17 protein-coding genes and 2 riboswitches are annotated in these 16,917 nt (G+C 44.8%); all 17 genes read right to left on the reverse strand.

The annotated features are described in order from the left end of the window. Window positions 1-91: 91 nt before the first annotated feature. Window positions 92-1,120, reverse strand: a complete 1,029-nt coding sequence (locus AC0VXY_RS19605; protein WP_475526239.1) for an alpha/beta fold hydrolase — start codon at window positions 1,118-1,120, stop codon at window positions 92-94. Window positions 1,121-1,137: 17 nt separating this feature from the next. Continuing rightward, window positions 1,138-1,323, reverse strand: coding sequence for a hypothetical protein (locus tag AC0VXY_RS19610; protein ID WP_435989245.1), 186 nt, complete (start codon window positions 1,321-1,323; stop codon window positions 1,138-1,140). Between the two features lie 12 nt (window positions 1,324-1,335). Further along, window positions 1,336-2,097, reverse strand: coding sequence for a glucose 1-dehydrogenase (locus AC0VXY_RS19615; RefSeq protein ID WP_475526240.1), 762 nt, complete (start codon window positions 2,095-2,097; stop codon window positions 1,336-1,338). Between the two features lie 150 nt (window positions 2,098-2,247). Further along, a complete protein-coding gene (locus AC0VXY_RS19620; RefSeq protein ID WP_475526241.1) occupies window positions 2,248-3,705 on the reverse strand; it encodes a S41 family peptidase in 1,458 nt (485 codons plus the stop codon). Between the two features lie 164 nt (window positions 3,706-3,869). Beyond that, window positions 3,870-4,943, reverse strand: coding sequence for a homoserine O-acetyltransferase MetX (gene metX / locus AC0VXY_RS19625; RefSeq protein WP_435989242.1), 1,074 nt, complete (start codon window positions 4,941-4,943; stop codon window positions 3,870-3,872). Between the two features lie 71 nt (window positions 4,944-5,014). Next, window positions 5,015-6,310: an O-acetylhomoserine aminocarboxypropyltransferase/cysteine synthase family protein gene (locus tag AC0VXY_RS19630; protein ID WP_475526242.1), complete on the reverse strand. Its 1,296-nt coding sequence runs from the start codon at window positions 6,308-6,310 to the stop codon at window positions 5,015-5,017. 179 nt (window positions 6,311-6,489) lie between these two features. Next, window positions 6,490-6,608, reverse strand: a riboswitch (SAM riboswitch). 87 nt (window positions 6,609-6,695) lie between these two features. Beyond that, on the reverse strand, window positions 6,696-7,835 hold the full coding sequence (locus tag AC0VXY_RS19635) for a trans-sulfuration enzyme family protein (protein WP_475526243.1): 1,140 nt from the start codon (window positions 7,833-7,835) through the stop codon (window positions 6,696-6,698). A 125-nt stretch (window positions 7,836-7,960) separates the two neighbouring features. Continuing rightward, the gene (locus AC0VXY_RS19640) at window positions 7,961-8,341 is read right to left on the reverse strand and encodes a DUF302 domain-containing protein (protein ID WP_475526244.1); all 381 of its coding nucleotides are present in this window, start codon (window positions 8,339-8,341) and stop codon (window positions 7,961-7,963) included. 83 nt (window positions 8,342-8,424) lie between these two features. Then, window positions 8,425-9,006: a redoxin domain-containing protein gene (locus tag AC0VXY_RS19645; RefSeq protein WP_475526245.1), complete on the reverse strand. Its 582-nt coding sequence runs from the start codon at window positions 9,004-9,006 to the stop codon at window positions 8,425-8,427. Further along, window positions 8,999-9,610: a hypothetical protein gene (locus AC0VXY_RS19650; RefSeq protein WP_475526246.1), complete on the reverse strand. Its 612-nt coding sequence runs from the start codon at window positions 9,608-9,610 to the stop codon at window positions 8,999-9,001. Before AC0VXY_RS19650 ends, AC0VXY_RS19645 begins: the two co-directional genes overlap by 8 nt. 252 nt (window positions 9,611-9,862) lie before the next feature. Further along, window positions 9,863-10,222, reverse strand: a complete 360-nt coding sequence (locus AC0VXY_RS19655) for a hypothetical protein (protein ID WP_475526247.1) — start codon at window positions 10,220-10,222, stop codon at window positions 9,863-9,865. A 4-nt stretch (window positions 10,223-10,226) separates the two neighbouring features. Further along, a riboswitch (cyclic di-GMP riboswitch) is annotated at window positions 10,227-10,311 on the reverse strand. 181 nt (window positions 10,312-10,492) lie between these two features. Then, window positions 10,493-11,851, reverse strand: a complete 1,359-nt coding sequence (locus AC0VXY_RS19660; RefSeq protein WP_475526248.1) for a murein hydrolase activator EnvC family protein — start codon at window positions 11,849-11,851, stop codon at window positions 10,493-10,495. 39 nt (window positions 11,852-11,890) lie between these two features. Continuing rightward, on the reverse strand, window positions 11,891-12,775 hold the full coding sequence (ftsX, locus tag AC0VXY_RS19665; RefSeq protein ID WP_435989234.1) for a permease-like cell division protein FtsX: 885 nt from the start codon (window positions 12,773-12,775) through the stop codon (window positions 11,891-11,893). Then, entirely contained in the window at window positions 12,765-13,451 is a 687-nt protein-coding gene (gene ftsE / locus AC0VXY_RS19670) for a cell division ATP-binding protein FtsE (RefSeq protein ID WP_435989233.1), read from the reverse strand. The genes ftsX and ftsE overlap by 11 nt, the downstream gene beginning before the upstream one ends. Before the next feature lie 574 nt (window positions 13,452-14,025). Further along, window positions 14,026-14,340, reverse strand: coding sequence for a cytochrome c551 (gene cccB, locus AC0VXY_RS19675; protein ID WP_435989232.1), 315 nt, complete (start codon window positions 14,338-14,340; stop codon window positions 14,026-14,028). Between the two features lie 76 nt (window positions 14,341-14,416). Then, window positions 14,417-15,289 carry a YitT family protein gene (locus AC0VXY_RS19680; RefSeq protein WP_475526249.1) on the reverse strand — a complete coding sequence of 291 codons (873 nt, stop codon included), beginning with the start codon at window positions 15,287-15,289 and terminating at the stop codon, window positions 14,417-14,419. Between the two features lie 407 nt (window positions 15,290-15,696). Beyond that, window positions 15,697-16,798, reverse strand: a protein-coding gene (gene prfB, locus AC0VXY_RS19685; protein WP_258262475.1) for a peptide chain release factor 2 whose coding sequence is annotated in 2 segments (ribosomal slippage) — window positions 15,697-16,725 and window positions 16,727-16,798 — 1,101 coding nt in all. Because the reading frame shifts where the segments join, the coding sequence is not laid out codon by codon here. Between the last annotated feature and the right edge of the window lie 119 nt (window positions 16,799-16,917).

Below are 16,917 nucleotides of genomic sequence, written 5' to 3' on the forward strand. Positions count from 1 at the left end.
TTGATATACTCTTTAAAAACGCAAAAGGCAAACCCCATGTAATCAAAAGGGGTTTCTATTTCCCACTCCAGCATCACTTTCCCCCTCCTTTTTAATGTGAGTATTGATGCAGCCACTCTTTCAATTCGTTTGATATTCCGTATTTAATCAGACTTGCGTGCCCTCCCCTTACCTCTGCTGCTGCCTTATTCGTGCTTGACACAAGTTCCAGCAGAGGCGTGCTGATCGAGGTAGGAACCAAGTGATCATATTGGGAAGAAATCAGATAAAGATTCGAATCGATGTTTTTCAGATCCACTGCTTTGCCGGCGAGTTCGAATTCCCCTGACATCAGCACATTTTCTTTTACAAAATAGGTGATAATATCACTGGCCATGGCTCCGGTGAGTGCGATATGGTCATTTGTCCATTGATTGAACCGGAGCCAATAATGAGTATAGTCTTGATCGTAGGCTTTATTTAATAGCGATAAATAGGGAGAATAGTAAATGGGGGAAGTCAAAGCCCTCATCCCGTAACGGATGATGGGCGCTGGTATGAGATCGATTTGTTCCATTATACTCGTGAGATCGATTTCGTCCTTTTTCAAAGCCTGCACCCAATTGGGATATGTCGGAACCTGATCAAAATCAATTGGCGTGACAAAAAGGAGTAGATTTCTGATAAAATGTGAATTTAACGCTGCATAGATGACAGCTAATGTCCCCCCTAAGCAGAAGCCGGAAAGGGACAGCTCGTCTTTCCCACTGTGTTGAAGGGCCTTCTTTATGCATGGGTCCACATAGTGAGACAAATACTCCGCCAATCCTGTTCCCTTCTCTTCCACTACAGGTTCACCAAATTCGAGAAGATAAACGTCGTATCCTTCTTGAAGAAATTTCCCTATCAGGCTATGTTCCTTTGTCAGATCCAAAATGGATGACTTGTTAATATGTGAATATAGTAAAAATACAGGAATATGCCCATTTTTACTTACAGGGGCATAGTACCATAATCTACTATTATGGTTCATCCAGATCTCTTCCCTTGGAAAATTCGGCATCCACTCACTGTCATTTTGCAATGTCTCGATGAAACCCTTCCAACGGGCTCGTTCTTTTTGTTCATGCTCTTTTTTCATGTATTCACTTCCATTCTTTATTCATTCAGCGCCTGTAAAAGTGATAGAAGTTGAATGAATTCCAGTACGGTTTGGAATAATTCCAGCCATTGTTTGACGGCCGCAACCACTTCCGGATCATCCAGCTTCCCTACAACCCACTGATTCAACTCATACTCCACACTCATTCCGATTTTTTTCAATTCCTCATAAAATAGATCCATGTTTCCCCCTCCTTATACCTGCGCCTGGATGCCGCCATCCACGACTAAAATGTGACCGTTTATATAGTCAGAAGCAGCAGAGGAAAGGAAGATGGCCACCCCGTTCAAATCTCCTGCTTGTCCAAATCTTCCTGCAGGGATATGCTGCTTGATCATGTTTCCCTGACTAGCAAAAAGGTCCTTCGTGATTTTAGTCGGAAAGAACCCGGGAGCGATCGCATTCACCTGGATATTATGCGGGGCAAGTTTCACGGCAAGATCCTTCGTCAACGTCATGACGGCCCCTTTGCTCGTATTATAGGGTACGGTATCCATGAGCATGGGGTTCGTCCCGCCAAATCCCGTAACGGACGCGATGTTAATGATTTTCCCCGCTTTTTGCCGGACCATGACCCGTGACACTTCCTGGGAAAACAAAAAAGCCCCCTTTACGTTGACATCCATCACCTTGTCCCATTTATCTTCAGGGATGTCAGCAAAAGGACCGGCCCAGGACGTCCCGCTGTTATTGATTAAAATATCGATTCTTCCAAACTCTTTCATCACTGTTTCCACTACATGCATCACATCCGCTTTCTGGGTAACATCGCAAGGAATGGCAAGTGACCGTACGCCTGAACCAATCAATGTTTCCTTCACTTCTTCACATGCCGACTGGTTCCTCGAACAGATTACGACATGTGCACCAGCCCTTCCCAGTGCCAGGGCCATCTCCTTTCCGAGCCCCCGCCCACCGCCTGTGACGATGGCGACTTTTTCTTTAACTGAGAACATTCTATCAATCTCCTTTCTAGTAAATGGAAGGTCATTATTATAATAGATAGTTTGAGAGAATGAGTGCGGATTCTCCGCTCCATTGAGTAGAAATTGAATCAAATGTCCCCCAAAAAAAGAGACCTCTCAAGAAAGAGAGGTCTCTGATCGTTACTGATTCTTATTGGCCGTACGTTTTATATACTCCAAGGCTGCCTGCAGCTGCAGATCGTTCTTTTCATTCTGCACCGCTTCAAATATTTCTTCTTGCAGCCTTTCGCCGGTTTTGGCATCAATGACTCCTGTCACGTCGAGGCTTTCCTGGATCTGAAAATCCTTGACGGCTTTAGCGGTTTTCTTACTGAAATAACCATCGACCCGATCAAGGGAGAAGCCTAATCCTTGAAGCATTTCCTGGGCATTTTGCACTTGTTCGTTATTTACCCCTTCTTTCAATGGTTTTTCCACTTGAAGAGGATGGGCATAGAAGTAGGATGGTTGTCTGACCGGGATATCCGGTTTGATTCCCTTCTTATGAATCCAATTCCCGTTCGGTGTCAGCCATTTGAACATGGTAAGCTTGATATTGCTTCCGTCTCCCATCGGCACTGCCTGCTGCACGGTCCCCTTTCCGAAGCTCTTTGTTCCGATCAGCGGATATCCTTCCGCCTCACTAAGGGCCCCGGCCAGGATCTCAGATGCCGATGCACTGCCCTCATCGATGAGGACCACCACCGGGTACGCTTTTCTTTCCTTACTGTTGGAGAAGGATTTCAGCACTTCTCCGCTTCGTTCCTGGATTTGCACATACGGTTTTTTCTCGGTGACGAACTGTTTGAGGATGTCTTCCACGCTGGAAAGGAGACCACCCGGGTTACCCCTCACGTCAAGAACCAATCCTTCTACCTTTTTCTTCTCGAGTTCTGCCAGCTGCTTTTTAAAATCGACGGCGGTATTTTCAGAGAAGGTCGTAATCTGGATGTAGCCCGTCTTCTTCCCATCGACTTCCTTCACATCGGAGATCACCGTTTCAACAGGGATATCGTCCCGCTTCACGGACACTTCGATTGGATCTGAAAGACCCTCTCTCGTAATCTCCAATTTCACCTCCGTACCCTTCTTCCCTCTGATCTTCAACGTGGCTTCATAAAGGTCAAGCCCGTCGATACTGTTCCCATCCACTTTGATGATGCGGTCATTCGGTTTCAGACCGGCTTTCTCAGCAGGTGAATGTTTAAAAGGAGCAACGATGACCAGTTTCCCGTCCATGATCGTGACCTCTGCCCCGATCCCTTCAAAGGAGGAATCAAGCGCGTCATTGAATTGAGAAGCGGTCTCCGCATTCATGTAAACAGAGTACGGATCATCCAGGGTCTTAAGCATCCCCTGAATCGCCCCTTCTACGAGCTGTCCCCTGTCTACATCCTGAAAGAACTTATCACTGATCAAATCATACGCGACTTCTACCTTGTGAAGCTTATCATTAAGCTCCCCTTTGCCGTTAAACTGGGCAAGCTCGTCGCCGGACCCGGAACTGCCCGTCCACTCAAAGCCGCCATACATTCCTCCTGCACCGATCAACATGCTAATGATGATCGTGATGATGAGCTTTCTGCCCGTCCACTCCATATATTCCCCTCCAGCTTGTCGTTTTGTTTATGGTATGGATGAGAGCCGCGAACGTTTTCCCATCCAACGAAAAAAGACACCACACAAAAACGCGCTTAGGCGGTGCGATGTCTTTGCTTATCTAACTATATGCCGGAGGGGGACGAGTTATGATTGGCAGTCGATTATTTCATGCCCGTCACGATTTTCTGACCTTGACGGTTTTTGAGATGAGAAGAGATGATCCCGCCCCATTTCTCAAATTCCACCAGAAACCCGTCATGACCGAATGCTGTCGGGATAAAGTAATGTTCACCCTTTGGGGCTTGGAGTGTGAATTCCTTTAAATACTGGGGAGAATAGATCAAATCACCCTCATAGCTGATCGATACCAGTTCGCACGGATACGAATCGGCGACGGCTTCCGTTCCTCCTCTTCCCCTCCCGATATCATGGGTATTCATCGCTTTAAGGAGGGTAAGATAGCTGTTCGGATCAAATCGCTTTCCGAGTTTCTTTCCTTGATAATCAAGATAGCTCTCCACATTGTACTGCTCATTCGTCCTCTCCCGCTGAAAGCGCCGATCGAACAATTCCTGAGTACGATAGGTCACCATCCCGACCATCCTGGCAATCTCAAGGCCTTTTAATATGGCTCCGTGGGGATAGTGGCCCCTTTGAAAATCGGGATCCCCTTCAATCGCTGTAATTCCGATATGATTGAATGCGAGACCATAATCGTTTAATGCAGGTGAGACGGCGAGGGCGAATACCTTATTGATATAGGAAGGATAGAGAGCCCCCCATTCCAGCGCCTGCATTCCTCCCAATGAACCACCGATCACAGCTTCGATGTGGTAGACGGATAGCTGTTGGAGTGCTTCATATTGGGCATGGACCATGTCCCGTATGCTAATGTGCGGAAAGTCCGGTCCGTAACGTTCTCCGGTTTCCGGATTGGTCGACGTCGGTCCCGTACTTCCTTCACATCCCCCTAATACATTGAAAGCAATCACATTATATAGATCGGTATCAATATATGAACCGGGTCCGATCAACCCATCCCACCAGCCCCGGTCCTCACTCGTGCCTTTCACAATATGGGTTCCGGTGAGGGCGTGGCATACCAGGATGACGGGGCCTTCCTTATTGCCGGTCCGTTCATAGGCCAGATTCACATTGTGCAACGTTGTGCCTGACTCTAATGTGAGGGATGGGATGGTAATGGAGCTTACTTCGTATGAGTATGAATTCTCCATTCCTCCACCTCCTTTTTTTGGTGTTGGTTGGGGTGTTGGGGCACCCCGGTTGTGCCGGTCGACTATCTTATTTACACCCGCGACGTTTCCAGCGCCACTTCAATCGCATGATCCAGATCCTCGATCAAATCCTTCGCAGATTCCAACCCGACGGAAAGTCTCACAAGGTCCTCGGTTACGCCCGTAGCCCGGATTTCCTGCTCGTTCAATTGCTGATGCGTAGTGGACGCTGGATGGATAATCAGTGACTTCGCATCTCCTACATTGGCAACATGGGACCAGAGAGAAATGTTGTCGACGACTTTACGTCCTGAATCCCTGCCCCCTTTGATTCCAAAGACGACGATGGAACCTGCTCCATTTTTCAAATATTTCTGAGCAAGAGCGTAGGACGGATGCTGCGGCAGACCCGGATAAGAAACCCAGGCGACCCCGTTGTGCTGATCTAAGTGTTCCGCAATCTTCAAGGCATTCTCCGTGTGACGTTCGATGCGGAGATGCAGGGTTTCCAGTCCCTGCAATAGTAGAAATGCGTTTTGTGGACTTAAGCATGCCCCGAGATCCCGAAGCAGCTGCACCCTTAATTTTGTGATGAAAGCGGCCGCTCCTACATCCTGTGCGTAGCGAAGTCCATTATAGCTTCTGTCTTCTTCTGTGAATCCAGGGAACTTCTCATGATTCCAATCAAACTTCCCCCCGTCGATGACGACTCCACCGATGGCCGTACCGTGACCGCCGATCCATTTCGTGGCAGAGTGGATGACGATGTCCGCTCCCCACTCAATCGGCTTGCACACATATGGCGTGGCAAATGTGTTATCGATGATAAGCGGGATATGATGGTCATGAGCCACTTTCGCCACCGACTCGATGTCCAGTACGTGCAGGCTCGGATTTCCGATCGTCTCGGCGAATACCGCTTTTGTTTTCGGGGTAATCGCTTTTCTGAAATTCTCCGGATCAGTCGGATCGACGAAATGAACCTTGATTCCGTATTTCGGAAGAGTCGTGGAGAATAAATTATACGTTCCACCGTACAGATTGGTGGCTGCCACGATCTCATCCCCTGCACCGGCGATATTTAGGATGGATAGGGAGATGGCGGCCATTCCGGATGAAACACCCAGGGCTCCGATTCCACCTTCTAAAAGGGCAAGACGCTTCTCCAGCACATCAACGGTCGGATTCATGATCCGCGTGTAGATGTTTCCCGGTTCTTCAAGGGCGAATAGCTTCGCTGCATGGTCACTGTTGTCGAACACGTATGATGTCGTTTGATAGATAGGTACCGCTCTAGAGCCTGTGGTTGGGTCCGGCTCCTGGCCGCCGTGAAGAAGCAGTGTGTCGAAATCGAATGATTTTGTCATTTGTAATTCCTCCTAGAGTTTTTTGGTTTTGGATTGGTGTGGATAATTGGTTGGGTTCAGCTGCTGAATCCTTGAAGAAACTCAGCTGCTGAATTGCGACTGAAACACCTAAGAAGCCAGAAGAGGATAAAATAAAAAACCCTCTTCCTAAGAAGAGGGTCTAATTGAATAGGGTCCTCCTCTTATCTTTCAGGCAGATCGCCTGCAGGAATTAGCACCTTTTCATGTGACGCCTGACGCGTACATGAAGGTTGCCGGGTTTCATCGGGCCTAGTCCCTCCACCTCTCTGGATAAGAGCATTTAATTGTCAATGTGTAAATTCATGCGTTGAGATGAATTATAAAGGGTAACCGGCCTCAACGTCAAGACCATTTTCAGAATTTTTTATTTTTTAACGGAAGCTTCAATCGCCTCGTTAAATTGAGAAATGATATCTTCCCCATCCTCGATACCTAACGATATGCGCACCACATGGGTGTTGATGCCGAGTTTTTCCTGTGCTTCTTTCGGAAGGGCACGATGAGATGTCCCAAGTGGATAAGAAACCGTTGTTTCCACTCCGGCCAGGGACGGGATGATCTTGATCCATCCAAGGGACTTGAAGAATGTGCTGATATCGCAGCGGGCATCGAGTTCGATGGTGACGATCGCTCCATTTCCTTTATCGGATAGATCTGTTGGATAATAGACCCTCTTCACCTGCTCATTGGTGCGCAGTTCATCTGCAAGTTTTCCCGCGTTCTGAGCCTGGGTCCCCACCCGGAGTGCCAATGTTTTCGCCCCCCGGCATGTGAGCCAGGCTTCAAATGGACTTAAGTTTGAACCGATGTTGACGACCTTCTCCCTTGCTTTATTCACAAGCTCTTCTTTCCCGACTACGACTCCCGCTGTGATATCGCTATGCCCGCCGATATACTTCGTAGCGCTGTGAGCGACCAGATCGACCCCTTCAAGGAAGGGCTGACGCAGAAATGGAGTGGCGAATGTATTGTCGATCATCGTTTTCAGATTGTGCTTTTCGGCAAGGGCTACCATTCTTGAAATATCCTCTACTCGCATAAATGGATTGGTCACCGTTTCACTGTAGAGAAGCTTCGTCTCGGGAGTGAGAGCTGCCTCGATTTCTTCCTCACTCGTAAAATCAACGAAAGAGGTGGTTATCCCGAATGATTTCAGCTCTTCTTTCAGCATATGGAAGGTACCTCCATATAAATCCTCCGCCGCAATGATATGGTCCCCTGCCTGAACCACTGCAAGGATTCCGACCAGGATGGCTGACAAGCCGGAAGATGTGGCGACACCCGCAGGCGATCCTTCAAGATCTGCTACCATCTTCCCAAGCTCATCCGTGTTGGGATTACCCGTTCTTGAATAAAGATAAGGAGACTTCCCCTCATAGAAACCCTCGAGCTCCTCCAGAGACTTAAAAGAAAAGGCAGACGTCTGGTAGATCGGTGTTGTCTTACTGCGGATTTCCTCGGTTCCTTTCAGCTGACTATGTACGACCTTGGTGGTGAATTTCATTTATTGTCATCCTTCCTGAATCTATGTATTTTTAAAAGTGTATCATATTCAGAAGATTGTGAGGAGTGTGAGGTATTGGATGCAAAAAAAAGAACCTGTAGCATACATGCAACAGGTTCTCATCGTCAGACGTTTTCTAAACACCCGATCAGGCGATTTTCTATATCCAATGCCAACCGTTTCAATTCATCGTTATCTACCAATTCAATCAGCTTGCTGGGCTTTGCCATACCGATCTTCGTCGATCCCTCTTCTGTATATACCGTCACTTTACAAGGAAGGAAATAGCTGACGAGCATGCTTTCTTCCAGCACCTTTTTCGCTTCGTGGGGATTACATACTTCCAGGACAACTACCTCTTCATTAAAATCAAGCCCTTTATCCTGAAGCTTGGCGGCCAGGTCAAGATTCCACAGAACCCCGAAGCTTTCTTCTTTCAAGGCTGCTTCCACGGCTGAAACCGCATCCTTCACATTCATTGAAACTTCTTTTGTATAATGGAACATATTGATCCTCCTTTTTGAGTCATGGTTACTTATACCTCTTAGCGTATGTAATGAAACGTCCTGTCAGAGGTCCGTCCCTCCCATTATTCCATCCCTCGGACCATTTCACCCATCATTTCTTCGTTCATGGGGCCGACGATTTTGTGCTGGATGAGGCCGTTTGTATCGATCATGTAAGTGGTCGGGATCGTGAATGCCCGGTACTCGTCACCGACATCCCCTTTTTCATCCATGAGAATAGGGAAAGTGAGTTCATAGCCGTCGACAAACTCCTGGACTGCCTTCTCCCCCTCATCCTGTGAGGTCAAGTTGACGGCAAGGATTTCGACATTTTCTTTTTTCGCGTTTTTTTTGTAATACTGTTCCATATGGGGCATTTCCGCTTTACATGGCGGGCACCAGGTGGCCCAGAAATTCAGGATCACTTTCTTGCCCTTGTAATCGGAGAGCTTGACTTCTTCACCTTCTAACGTGGTCAAGGTAAAGTCCGGTGCACGATCCCCTTTCGTGAGTCCCTGCTTGGCATCAGAAAGATCCATGGATTCCTTGGCCAACTGGGCAGCCTCTTCTCTTGCCTTTTTTTCCTGTTGATCCTGAAACAAATTAACCAGGAAGATTCCGATCAGCAGGGCAACGATTGCCAGAGCAAAATTTCGTTTATTCAATGTTCGTTTTCCACCTTCCGTAGATAAAGATTAGATAAGCCATCACGATGAGATACGTCCAGGTGACAGTGGTGAACACAAATCCTCCAGATATGGAATGGAGCAGCAGCTGAAGAAGGGTGAAGACCACCACTAATTGTATAGCCCACGTATCACGGTCATCTTCTTTTTTCGATAAAAATAAGACCAGTGCACCGTTGAGACAAAACTGGATGACCCCTGCAAGAATATCAGATTCCAGCAAGTGAACGACAAGTTCAAAGAAAACGACCGTACTCATCCAGGCAATGACGAGACGATATACTGTGTCTGCCCTTCTAACAAATATGTATAAAAGCACTGTCAGCAATCCTAACCAATATCCCCACCTGCCCCCATGGAAATAAAGGATCGTAATGGGATGTTCAATAACATTCTGAAAATCAACGACAATGACACTCAGCTTCCAGATGACCAAAAAGTAAAAAACACCATTTGAATACCAGTCGCTTGCCTTTCGATTCCAGAAGTAGAGGAAAAGAAATGTCAGAATGAACGAGGCGATGATCGCTCCCCAAGTAGATGGGAAAGTAAAGGAGCCTATGGTGTACCACCTTTCATCCATTTGTTTCTACACCTTTCATAGAGGTTTCTTCCAACTATTTTGTACTGGTTCATTCGTACGAAATATACCCTATTATGTATTAGTATCTTAAATTTTCATCTTTCAGGCAAGTGATTTACTCATAGTGTATCCCTTACTGTAATGATTACAGACAGCAGGGTGTTGTTTTTCCGCAAAAAAGGATCCTTCTCTGAAGGATCCTTTCATATACGACGTGAAAATGGTGTTCCACCCTGTGAAGGAATCAAAATCTTAAGCTGCTTTCAAGCCTTCAAGGATGAGTATGAAGTATTTGACAGTATCTCCACCTCGTTGATTGATAATGTCGATGTCATGAAGAATTCTTTTGACCTCTTCGGTACCAACACAGTCAATAAACATCTCACTCACTTCTTCCGCAGAGTACTCGCCAATATGAGTATACTTTAATGCTGTGCGATTCCTTCTGCAGAAACTTCTTAATTGTCTTTTTATATCTGCTAACTCCAACATCATCATCCTTCGTACAGATTCAAATCCCACCAACACAAACATTTCCAGAGAAAAAACCCACCAAAAAGGCAGGCTGAATGATACTAGAAAAAAATTAGAGTTAGTATTCATTGCTTCCATTGTTTTCGGTAACCCGGCGATCATTATTTAAAAATAGAAGACCCGTGGTTTTGCGTCCTAATTTTTCAATTAGTTTGCCTTTTTCGAAAAATCACTTGAACATATTTGTCATTATACTAGAAGAATAAGGATATGAAAACAGTCTTTCTCAAACAAGTTGTTGATTTCCTTTTTTCTTATCAAGTAATAGATAGGGTAGTTAGAAGAAAGAGTTCTTTTACCCTCGCTCAAAAAAAATCCCCCTTCAAAATAGAAGAGGGGATTTTAAACTTAAAAGTTGATATATTGACGTGGGTTTACAGCATTTGAATGCGATGCACTCCAAGAACCTCTGTAAAGTTCAAAATGTAAATGCTGTCCGAAAGAAAATCCTGTGTTACCCATGTATCCGATTTGGTCACCTTTGTTAACAGCTTGTCCAGTGCTCACTAGCGAAGAAGACATGTGAGCATACACTGTTGTGAACATTTGACCGTTGATGGAGTGAGTGATGTACACTACATTACCGTAGCTTGAGCTGTAATGGCTCTTAATGACATAACCATCTGCCGCTGCAGAGATTGGAACACTTCCTCGTGCTGCAATGTCTGTACCATAGTGGAAACGTCGCTCTCCGTTTAATGTATCCCAACCAAAGTTAGTTGTAATTGTTCCAGATGCAGGCGCTGTCCATACTCCTGAACTTACAGGGGCACTTGGGGCTGCTGCCGGAGCAGCTGTTGCAGAAGCAGAAGAAGATCCACTGCTACTAGTTGTCGCTTGTTTTTGTGCTGCTGCACGCTTTGCTGCTTCAGCTTCCGCCTGGCGCTTACGCTCGATTTCACGCTTGCGGGCTAATTCTGCCAGACGTGCTTGTTCAGCTTGGATTTCACCTTCAAGCTGGTGCTCCATTTTAGAAAGTTCACTCGATTCTTGTTCAAGGTTTGTTTTTTCTACCTTTAAAGATGCCTGCTGAGCTTCCAGCTGTTTGAATAGCTCTGCCTTTTTAGCTTTTTGGCTATCAAGTTCTTTTTTCAAGGATTCAAGATTCGCTTTGGAAGATTCCAGATCCGAAAGTTCTTTTTCTACTTCCGCCTGCTTTTTCTCTAATTCATCTTGATCACGTTTCTGTTCATCCATGATCTTTTTGTCTGCACTTACAATGGTATTCACTGCTGTTACACGGTTGATAAAGTCTCCGAAGCTGTTTGCTCCAAGAAGTACATCAATATATTTGGCAGATCCGCCTTTTTCCTGAATGGCGCGAGCGCGTTCCTTCAAAAGCTCATTACGCTCTTCAATCTTTTTCTTTAACTCTTCAATATCCGCCTTAAGCTTATTGATTTTTGCTGTTGTATCATCAATTTCTTTTGTTTTTTCTGCAATCTTCGTTTCTGTATCTTTTAATTTCGTACCGATTTCAGCAATCTGTGATTGAATATCTTTTTGTTTGCTGATGTTTTGGTCAATTTCTGATTTTTTCTCATCGATCTTGCCGTTGATGTGCTCTTTTTTAGATGAGATGTCGTCCTGCTGTTTCTTTAAGTCCTCCACGGAGGAGTTAGCGCTAGCAGTGGTTGCTAACGTTGGTAGACTTCCGATTGTTAATGCTGCTGCAATAGATAATGAAATAAAATACTTCTTGTTCAAGCGGCATGCTCCTTTCAGCTTCTATCAACCTATCAAATTTTACACTTTTAAGAACTTACGTACAGACATAAAGCTTCCCCAAGCCCCAATCAGGCAACCCATTAATAGAATCAATCCGTTTACTTGATAGATAAAGGGGGTAAAATCTAATATCTGAATAAAATTGTTTTGTAGTTTTGGTTTAATAAATCCATAGGCATAGTAATAACCTGACGTTACAAGAGCGATCGGGATAATAGAACCTAAAATTCCAAGCCATAAACCTTCTAATATGAATGGCCAGCGTACAAACCAGTTGGTTGCACCCACGAGTTTCATTATCTCGATTTCCCTTCTTCTAGCGACAATGGTGATTTTGATTGTATTTGAAATGAGGAACATCGCCGTAAACAACAGACCGATGATCAATACAAGTCCAACGTTTCGACTCATTTCCAGTACATTGAATAATTTTTCAATCTTTGCTTCACCGTATAGGGCTTCATTGACACCTTCGAACTTACTGATTTGACCAGCGATTTTACCGGTCTCCCTTGGATTGTCTGCTTTTACGATAAACACATCATATAATGGGTTATCTTGTTCAAATAATCTGAAATCGTCTCCCAAATCCTTGACAAGATTCTGAAGTTCTTCTTCTTTGGAAGAATACTCAACTGATTCCACACCACTTATATTTTGTATCTTCTTTTCTATTTGATCTGTTTGGGATTGTTCAGTCCCAATTTCAAGTAATACCCGCACTTCAACGTCTTTCTCAATATCGGTTGCTACCTTGTTCATGTTTAGCATTAAAACGATAAACACACCAACAAGTAGTAATGTCACGGTAACGGCACTCACTGATGCGAATGTCATCCAACCGTTTCGTGCGATGCTTTTGAAGCTTTCTCTAAGATGACGGCCATACGTTCTAGCTTTCATAACCGTAATCACCTCGCTGTTCGTCCCGGACAATGCGGCCATTTTCAATGGCGATTACCCGATGCTTGATCGTATTCACGATTTCCCGGTTATGTGTAGCCATGATCACCGTGGTTCCACGGTTGCTGATTTCTTCAAAAATGTTCATAATATCCCATGATGTTTCGGGATCAAGGTTTCCTGTAGGTTCATCCGCGATTACCAGCTTCGGAGTATTCACAATGGATCGAGCAATCGATACACGTTGTTGTTCCCCACCGGAAAGCTCATTTGGCAGCATTCTTGCTTTATGCTTTAACCCTACCAGGTCCAGTACTTCCATGACTCTTTTCTTAATTTGCTTTGGATGTTCTTCTATTACTTCAAGTGCGAAGGCAATGTTTTCATAGATTGTCAGCGATGGTAACAGCTTGAAATCTTGGAATACAACCCCCACGTTTCTTCTTAAATATGGAACTCTACTATTTTTTATTTTTGCGAGATTGATACCATTTACAACGATATCTCCTTTGGAAGGACGTTCTTCGCGATACATCATTTTAATAAAAGTAGACTTCCCGGCACCACTCGGCCCAACAACATAAACAAACTCGCCTTGCTTAATGTGGACGTTAAAACCATTTGCAGCCATGACACCGTTGTTGTACTGCTTGTAGACGTCTTTCATTTCTATCATTTTAAAATCACCTAATTTGTATTATGTAGTTACCCTCTTGGCTGTTATCGACATATGTACACGGCACGTAACCAAAGTCGTCTTTATCACCATTAGACAAAAATTGGTGAAAAACCTCGAATTACGCTTCCGAAAATTATTATAACATCTCTTTATAGTAAGTTAAGGAAAAAAATTATTACATTTACATTTCAGAACCTTAAAAAATGTGAATTTATTACCTGTTTTGTTGTCGATTTTACCTATAATCAGATAAATTTATAGTTCTTTTTATCTAGTATCTGGTACTAGTATCATATCCTTACATACGAGGTTCTTGTCATGACAAATACTAAGATGATGGTAATCTGATGAAGTTACTAGGTTATAAGTCTGCTTGTTAGATGAAATTACAAATAAAGGATTTCATGCGAAAAATTTCTGTAACAAAGACTTAAAGAAAGAACCGAAAAAGTCTGTGGATATTTACTAGGTTGAGGGTTGTCTTTAAAAAACCTTTAGATTTTAATATCAATTGGCTTAGTTCTCGTCTAAAAATAAAAGAAGAATCCATTATTGGATTCTTCACCCGATCTTATTTCTTCTTCGATAACCATTCAGCCACTGCGTCTGCTTCTTCACCTTCAATGAGTCCAGGAGGCATTTGGCCTTTACCATTTTTAATCGTTTCTCGGATTTCATCTTTGCTTAGTTCAGCACCGATATTTTTCAGGGCCGGTCCCATTCCGCCTTCAAGGTTCCCACCATGGCAGCTGGTGCACTTATTATTTACGATTTTTTCAGGGTCTACTCCACCGGAGCTTGTTTCTGTACTGTCGCTGCCGTCTCCACCGCAGGCTGCAAGTAACAATGAAGCGCCAAAAAGAACACCAAGTAGCTTTTTCTTCATTTATTATCCCCCTAGGAATCCATTTTCAGAGTCGCGGATGTGAGGTCCGTCCCTCCCTTACATAATTATACCAAGTTTAAACCCGTTTGAAACCTTCCCCGAGAACTTCCGAAGCGTCCATTGTGACGACGAATGCAGCGGGGTCAATGGTTTTGACCAGTTGTTTCAGTTTTGTGAATTCTGTCTGGTCCACGACACACATGAGGATCGGGCGCTCATCATCCGTGTAACCACCGTATGCTGATAGTTTTGTCACTCCACGGTCAATTTTATTCAGAATTCCTTCACGAACTTCTTCCTGGCGGTTAGTGATGATCAGCGCCATTTTGGATCTGCTTATACCAACCTGAACCAGATCAATGGTTTTACTTGTTACGTACAACCCGATCAAGGCATATAATCCACGTTCGATATCATAGACAATGGCTGCGGACAGGACAATCATGCCATCGATCATGGCCACACATGTTCCGAGTGAGAACCCTGTGAACTTATTGACGATCTGGGCGGCAAGGTCCGTCCCTCCAGTGGAAGCTCTTCCACGGAAGACGATTCCTAACCCAAGTCCTACCCCTATCCCTCCGAAAAGGGCTCCAAGCAGGGGATCTTCCGTCCAAGGTTTCCAGTCCTCGGTCAAGAATACGACTAGTGGTAAAAACACCGTGCCGATGGCTGTCTTAACTCCGAATTGAAGACCCAGGAAGATCAGTCCGGCTATGAATAATGGAATATTGAAAGCCCACTGAACGAATGCAGGCTTCCAGTCAAACAGTCCATTCAAAATCGTCGATATCCCACTTACTCCTCCTGAAGCGACTTCATTCGGAAGTAAGAACACATTAAACGCAATGGCCACAATCGTTGACCCAAACACAACAAACAAATACTCTAACAACTTTTCTTTCCGCGGATTAAATGCCTGCTCGCGACGCCTTTCCTTCAAACCCATCCAGTACGACTCCTTTAGCCTATGTATTAATAGTATGAGTACAAACCCTTCCTTTGATGCAACTCTCCTCGAGGGACGGACCTTTAAAAGGCGCGTGTTGTTTGTGAAAGAGTATACATGTGCATCCAAAAAAAGTAGCACTTCTATTTTTATTGATGACGATGATATTAAGGGTGATGCATCCCTTGAATCCCTCTGTATCAACCTTTGAGAGTATAGCATGGGTGCCTAAAGGTGTAAATAACAGTTCAATAACGTGTTAAAGCATTAATGAGGTGAGGTTGAGGGACGGACCTACGCTGGGGGCGAAACAGTGGCTCTATTGTGCTGATTAGAGGTCCGTCCCTCAAAAAGATTAAAAAAACTGACCTCGCCAGTGGTTGGCGAGGTCAGTTTTTTATCGTGTATTATTTTATTTTGGATCGCAGGTAGGCGTTGATGAATGGGTCGATGTCGCCGTCCATGACGCCTTGTACGTTTCCTGATTCTGTGTTGGTTCTGTGGTCTTTGACCATGGAGTATGGGTGGAAGACGTAGGAACGGATCTGGCTTCCCCATCCGATTTCCTTTTGCTCTCCACGGATTTCAGCAAGTTCCTGCTCCTGCTCTTCGATACGCTTCTGGTAGAGCTTCGCTTTCAGCATTTTCATCGCTGACTCACGGTTCTTGATTTGAGAACGCTCCGATTGACATGTTACCACGACGTTGGTCGGTAAGTGAGTGATACGGACAGCTGAGTCGGTCGTATTGATGTGCTGACCGCCGGCTCCGCTTGCACGGTACGTATCGATTTTCAGATCTTCAGTACGGATGTCGATTTCAATTTCTTCATTAAACTCTGGCATCACTTCGCAAGACACGAAGGAAGTGTGACGACGCCCCGATGAATCGAACGGTGAAATACGAACAAGACGGTGTACGCCTTTTTCGGCTTTTAGATAACCGTATGCGTTGTGACCCTTGATCGCTAACGTTACACTCTTGATTCCCGCTTCATCTCCTGGAAGGTAATCAAGTGTTTCCACCTTAAATCCGCGTTTTTCACCCCAACGTGTGTACATGCGGAGAAGCATGGAACCCCAATCCTGGGACTCGGTTCCACCTGCACCGGGATGCAGTTCAAGAATTGCGTTGTTTTTATCATGTTCTTCGCTTAGAAGAAGCTGCAGCTCGTAGTCATTTAAACGTTTGATCAAGTCAGCAAGCTCTTCTTCCATATCCTTTTGCAGTTCTTCGTCCGGTTCTTCTTTGACCAGCTCAAGGGTCAATTCGAGGTTTTCCTGAGATTCAAGCAATGATTTGTATTCATTAACAAGTTCCTTCAAGCCGTTTCCTTCATTGATCAGCCCTTGTGCTGTTTGCTGGTCATCCCAGAAGTCGGGCTGGACCATGATTTCGTCAAGTTCCTGGATTCTGGCCTCTTTGTTTTCTAAGTCAAAGAGACCCCCTGAAGTCCGCTAATGTTTTAGCTGATTTTTCTAATTCTGCTCTGATTTCTGATAGTTCCATGTGTGGTCACCTCTATAGTTATTTGGGTTGTTGTGATTTTGTTTTTGTTTGTACCTGGTACATTATATCAGTTTTGTACCAGGTACAATCTCTGTCAATTGTACCTGGTACAAAAAAGC

Source organism: Rossellomorea sp. QJM3NY_18 (genome assembly GCF_056173145.1).

Coding starts and splice junctions, on each gene's coding strand:
- AC0VXY_RS19650 (WP_475526246.1), bottom strand. CDS start 9,610: ATGGATGAAAGGTGGTACACCATAGGCTCCTTTACTTTCCCATCTACT.
- AC0VXY_RS19615 (WP_475526240.1), bottom strand. CDS start 2,097: ATGTTCTCAGTTAAAGAAAAAGTCGCCATCGTCACAGGCGGTGGGCGG.
- AC0VXY_RS19620 (WP_475526241.1), bottom strand. CDS start 3,705: ATGGAGTGGACGGGCAGAAAGCTCATCATCACGATCATCATTAGCATG.
- AC0VXY_RS19640 (WP_475526244.1), bottom strand. CDS start 8,341: ATGTTCCATTATACAAAAGAAGTTTCAATGAATGTGAAGGATGCGGTT.
- AC0VXY_RS19655 (WP_475526247.1), bottom strand. CDS start 10,222: ATGGAAGCAATGAATACTAACTCTAATTTTTTTCTAGTATCATTCAGC.
- ftsE (WP_435989233.1), bottom strand. CDS start 13,451: ATGATAGAAATGAAAGACGTCTACAAGCAGTACAACAACGGTGTCATG.
- AC0VXY_RS19610 (WP_435989245.1), bottom strand. CDS start 1,323: ATGGATCTATTTTATGAGGAATTGAAAAAAATCGGAATGAGTGTGGAG.
- AC0VXY_RS19680 (WP_475526249.1), bottom strand. CDS start 15,289: ATGGGTTTGAAGGAAAGGCGTCGCGAGCAGGCATTTAATCCGCGGAAA.
- AC0VXY_RS19605 (WP_475526239.1), bottom strand. CDS start 1,120: ATGAAAAAAGAGCATGAACAAAAAGAACGAGCCCGTTGGAAGGGTTTC.
- ftsX (WP_435989234.1), bottom strand. CDS start 12,775: ATGAAAGCTAGAACGTATGGCCGTCATCTTAGAGAAAGCTTCAAAAGC.
- AC0VXY_RS19630 (WP_475526242.1), bottom strand. CDS start 6,310: ATGACAAAATCATTCGATTTCGACACACTGCTTCTTCACGGCGGCCAG.
- cccB (WP_435989232.1), bottom strand. CDS start 14,340: ATGAAGAAAAAGCTACTTGGTGTTCTTTTTGGCGCTTCATTGTTACTT.
- metX (WP_435989242.1), bottom strand. CDS start 4,943: ATGGAGAATTCATACTCATACGAAGTAAGCTCCATTACCATCCCATCC.
- AC0VXY_RS19635 (WP_475526243.1), bottom strand. CDS start 7,835: ATGAAATTCACCACCAAGGTCGTACATAGTCAGCTGAAAGGAACCGAG.